This is a genomic window from Cellulomonas sp. P4_B5_2, assembly GCF_056402235.1.
This window is the reverse complement of the sequence record NZ_JBFUHU010000290.1, coordinates 1-4861: the sequence shown is the minus strand read 5'-3', so window position 1 is coordinate 4861 and position 4861 is coordinate 1. Positions and strand designations below refer to the sequence as shown.

The 4861-nt window shown below is 70.0% G+C and carries 4 protein-coding genes; all 4 read right to left on the bottom strand.

The window, feature by feature from the left end:
• Nucleotides 1-1152, bottom strand: a 1152-nt coding sequence (locus AC1DUQ_RS17695) for an ATP-binding cassette domain-containing protein (RefSeq protein WP_477074244.1), incomplete at its 3' end; no start/stop codon positions are given.
• Nucleotides 1149-2258 (bottom strand): ABC transporter permease, encoded by a 1110-nt coding sequence (locus AC1DUQ_RS17690; protein WP_477061112.1) that lies wholly within the window; start codon nucleotides 2256-2258, stop codon nucleotides 1149-1151. The genes AC1DUQ_RS17690 and AC1DUQ_RS17695, both read right to left, overlap by 4 nt.
• Before the next feature lies 1 nt (nucleotide 2259).
• Nucleotides 2260-3351: an ABC transporter permease gene (locus AC1DUQ_RS17685; protein WP_477061628.1), complete on the bottom strand. Its 1092-nt coding sequence runs from the start codon at nucleotides 3349-3351 to the stop codon at nucleotides 2260-2262.
• Between the two features lie 101 nt (nucleotides 3352-3452).
• On the bottom strand, nucleotides 3453-4861 hold a 1409-nt coding region (locus AC1DUQ_RS17680; RefSeq protein WP_477074243.1), incomplete at its 5' end, for an ABC transporter substrate-binding protein.

Below are 4861 nucleotides of genomic sequence, written 5' to 3'. Positions count from 1 at the left end.
GTCCTGGAAGACGAACCCGATGCGCTTGCGGACCGGGCGGAACGTCTTCTCCTTGACGCGGAGCATCTCGACGCCGTGGACCTTCAGGGACCCGTCGCTGATGGGCGTGAGGCCGGCGATCGCGCGCCCGATAGTGGTCTTGCCGCTCCCCGACTCTCCGACCAGCCCGAGCACCTCGCCCGGCCGGATGACCAGGTCGACGCCGTCGACCGCGGTGAAGTCGGGCTGGCGAAGCCGACCGGGGTAGACGATGCGCAGGTCGGTGGCCTCGACGACGGGCGTCGCCGACTCGTCGACCGCCATGGCCTCGAGCTCGTCGCCCACCCGCACGCGGTCGCGCAGCCGACGGCCGCCGACCCGCGGCACGGCGTCGAGCAGGCGCCGGGTGTACGGGTGCTGGGGTGCCGAGAACAGGGTGTGGACGTCCGCCTGCTCGACGATCTCGCCGTTGTACATGACCGCCACGCGGTCGGCGAGGTCCGCGACGACGCCCATGTTGTGCGTGATCAGCACGATGGCGGAGCCGAACTCCTGCGGAAGCCGGCGCAGCAGGTCGAGGATCTCCGCCTGCACGGTCACGTCGAGGGCGGTGGTCGGCTCGTCCGCGATGATCAGGCCCGGGTCGAGCACCAGCGCCTGCGCGATGACGATGCGCTGCTTCTGACCGCCGGAGAACTGGTGCGGGTAGTGGTCGACGCGGTGCTCCGGGTCCGGGATGCCGACGAGCCGCAGCACCTCGATGGCCTGCGCGCGGGCGTCCTTGTCGGACAGCTTGCGGTGCGCCCGGAGGCCCTCCGCGATCTGCCAGCCCACCGGGAACACCGGGTTGAGGGCGGTCGACGGCTCCTGGAACACCATCGCTGCGTCCCGCCCCCGCACGTCCCGCAGGTCGTTGCCGCGCAGCGTGACGATGTCGTGGGTGGCCGACCCGTCCTTGCGGGTGAGCAGCACGGCGCCGCTGGTCAGCGCGGTCTCCGGCAGCAGGCCCAGGATCGAGCGGGCGGTCACGGTCTTGCCCGAGCCGGACTCGCCCACGATCGCGAGCACCTCGCCCGAGGCGACCTGCAGCGTGACGCCCTCGACCGCGCGGACGGTGCCCGAGTCGGTGGCGAACGAGACCCGCAGGTCGGTGATGTCGACGACGTTGGTCATGAGCGGGGTCCTTCGTCGTCGTCGAACAGGTCGGACGGTCCCTCGAGCTCGTCGATGCTCTCGACGCCGGGGACGCGGTCGGTGGCGACCCCGCCGGGCACGGCGGTGACCGGGCTCAGGGCCGCGGCCTTCGCGGCGCGGCGCGTGCGCAGGCGCGGGTCCGCGAGGTCGTTGAGCGACTCGCCGACCAGGGTCGCGCCGAGCACGGTGAGCACGATCGCCAGGCCGGGCGGCACGGCGGTCCACCAGATGCCGCTGGTCACGTCGGAGAGCGAGCGCGACAGGTCGTAGCCCCAGTCCCCGGCCTTCGTCGGCTCGATGCCGAACCCGAGGAACCCGAGCCCGGCGAGCGTGAGGACGGCCTCGGAGCAGTTGAGCGTGAGGATCAGCGGGAGCGTCCGCGTCGAGTTGCGCAGGACGTGCCGGCCCATGATCCGCACGGGGCCCGAGCCGATCACCCGGGCCGACTCGACGAACGCCTCGGCCTTGACCCGGACCACCTCGGCACGGATCACGCGGAAGTACTGCGGGATCATCACGACGGACAGCGAGATGGCGGCCGCCATGACCCCGCCCCACATCGACGACTGCCCGCCGCTGATGACGATGGCCACCACGATGGCGAGCAGCAGGGACGGGAACGCGAAGAGCGCGTCCGCGATCACGACGAGCACGCGGTCGACCCAGCCGCCGAAGTACCCGGACACCAGGCCGACGATGACGCCGATGAAGATCGAGAGCACCACGGCGGCCACGATGACGAGGAACGCCGGGCGAGCACCCCAGATGGTGCGCGAGAGCACGTCGTAGCCGCCCACGGTGGTTCCGAGCCAGTGCTCGGCGGACGGCGGCTGCTGGGCGCCGAAGTTCACGTCGCCCGAGCTCAGCTGCGCGTAGCCGTAGGGGGCCAGCAGCGGAGCGAACGCGGCGACGACGAGGAAGACCAGCGTCAGGACGATGCCGACGAGCAGCATGGTGCGCTGCAGGCCGACGCTGGTGCGGACCTGGTGCACCACCGGCAGCCGCTTCCAGAGCGACGTGTGCTCGGGCGTCGGCGGGGTCGCGTGGGCGACGACGAGGCCGGTCTCGGGGATGAGGTCGGTCATGTCAGTACCTGATTCTCGGGTCGACGAGCGCGGCGATGACGTCGACGACGAAGTTCGTCAGCGCCACCACCACGGCGAGCAGCACGACGATGCCCTGGACGGCCACGAAGTCGCGCGCGAGCAGGTACTGGACCAGCTGGAAGCCGAGGCCCTTCCACTCGAAGGTCTTCTCGGTGAGCACGGCGCCGCTGAGCAGCAGCGCCACCTGCAGGCCGATGACGGTGATGATCGGCACCAGCGCGGGGCGCCAGGCGTGCTGGCGCAGCAGGCGGCGCTCGTTGACGCCGCGCGACCGGGCCGCCTCGACGTAGCCGGTGTTGAGGGTGCCGATGACGTTGGTGCGGACCAGCCGCAGGAAGATGCCGCCGGTCAGCAGGCCGAGGGCGAGCGCCGGCAGGATCGCGTGCTCGAGCACGTCGAGGACGGCCGCGGGGTTGCCCGTGCTGATCGCGTCGATGAGGTAGATCCCCGTGCCCGCGCCGTTGCGCTGGAGCTCGATCTGCGTGTCGGTGGACGCGCGGCCCGCGACCGGGAGCCAGCCGAGCCAGACCGAGAAGACGAGCTTGAGCAGGATGCCGGCGAAGAACACCGGCGTCGCGTAGGCGAGGATCCCGGAGATGCGCAGCGAGGCGTCCACGCCCTTGTCGCGGCGGGCCGCGGCGATGCGACCCAGCGGGATGCCGACCACGAGCGCGACGAGCATCGCGTAGAACGCCAGCTCGAGCGTCGCCGCGCCGTACGTGAGGACGATCTCCGTGACCGGTCGGTTGTCGGAGATCGAGGTGCCGAAGTCGCCGCGGAACACCCGGCCCAGGTACTCGAGGTACTGGACGAAGATCGGCCGGTCGTAGCCGGCGGCCTCGATGCGCTCGGCCAGCTGGTCCGCGGTGAGGCGACCGCCGAGCGAGGCGGTGATCGGGTCGCCCGTCGCCCGCATGAGGACGAAGACGGTGGTCACCAGGATGAAGATCGTGGGGAAGATCAGCAGGAACCGGACCAGCAGGTAGCTGCCGAGCTTGCCGCCCGGTCGCCTGCGCTGAGGCGCCCGCGCGTCCGGCGCCGGCGCGACGCCCGAGGGGGCGTCGGTGGTCATGGAGGTCATGGGTTCCTTGCCTGTTGCGGTCGGACGAGCCGGACGGCCCCGCCCCCGAGTCTGCTCGGAGGCGGGACCGTCGGCATGCGGTGCTGCTGCGGTCAGCTCGTGGCGAGCGCGCCGTAGCGGAACTTGAAGGACGCGTCGAGCGTGTCCTCGGTGCCGGTCACGTCCGTACCCACGACCGCCACCTGGGCGCCCTGAAGATACGGGACGGTGGACAGGTCCTGCGCCACGGCGTCCTGGATGCCCTCGATGAGCGCGGTGCGGGCGTCGGCGTCGGCCGTCGTCGCCTGCTCCAGGATCATGTCGTTGACCTCCTGGTTGACGTAGTGGTTGCTCAGGAAGTTCTCCGTGAGGAAGAACGGCGTGAGGTAGTTGTCGGCGTCCGAGTAGTCCGGGAACCAGCCGAGCTGGTACGCGGGGTAGACGTCGGCGGTGCGGTCCTTCGCGTACTGCACCCACTCGGTGGTCTGCAGGTCGACCGTGAAGAGGCCGTCCTTCTCCAGCTGCTCCTTGATCAGGGCGTACTCGTCGGCCGACGACGGGCCGTAGTGGTCGTTCGAGTACTGCAGGCTGAGCGTGACCGGCGTGGTGACACCGGCGTCCTCGAGGGCGGCCTTCGCCTTGTCGGCGTCAGGTCCGCCGTCGCCGTCGCCGTACAGACCCTTCAGCGACTCGGTGGCACCGGTGAGGCCGTCCGGGACGTAGGAGTACAGGGGCGTGTAGGTGCCCTTGTAGACCTGCTCCGACAGCGGGGCCCGGTCGATCAGGTCCGCCACCGCCTGACGGACGGCGAGTGCCTTGGCCGGGTCGGCCTCGGGCGTCTTGGCGCCGAACGGCTGCGTGTCGAAGTTGAACGTGATGTAGCGGATCTCCCCGCCCGGGCCGTCGATGACCTTGACGTTGTCGTTGGTCGACAGGTCCTCGATGTCCGTCGCCGAGAGGCTCCGGAACGCCACGTCGATGTTGCCCTCCTGGATGTCCAGCTTGAGGTTCGACGAGTCGGCGTAGTACTTGACGTTGACCTCGGGGGTCTTCGCGGCCGGGAGCACGCCCATGTAGTCCTTGTACGCCTCGTACGAGATGAGCTCGTTGAAGGAGTAGCTGGTGATCGTGTACTGGCCGGCGAACGCGTTGCCGTCGACGATCTCGGTGTCCGGCGTCAGCGCGTCGGCCGCGAAGACCTCTTCGTCGACGATCGGACCGGCAGGGCTGGACAGGATCTGCGGGAAGATCTGGTCGTTCTCCGACTTCAGGTGGAAGACCACCGTGGTGTCGTCGACCGCCTCCGTGCTGTCCAGGTTGTAGAGCAGCGAGGACGGGCCGTTCTCGTCCGCGATCGCCACCTGGCGGTCGAACGTGAACTTGACGTCCGACGCGGTGAGGTCGTGGCCGTTGGCCCACTTCAGGTCCGGCTTGAGCACGACGGTGTACTCGGTGGGGGCCGTGAACTCCGCGGAGACGGCGATGTCCGGCTCGACGTCCGGGCTGCCGTACGGGGTGTTCA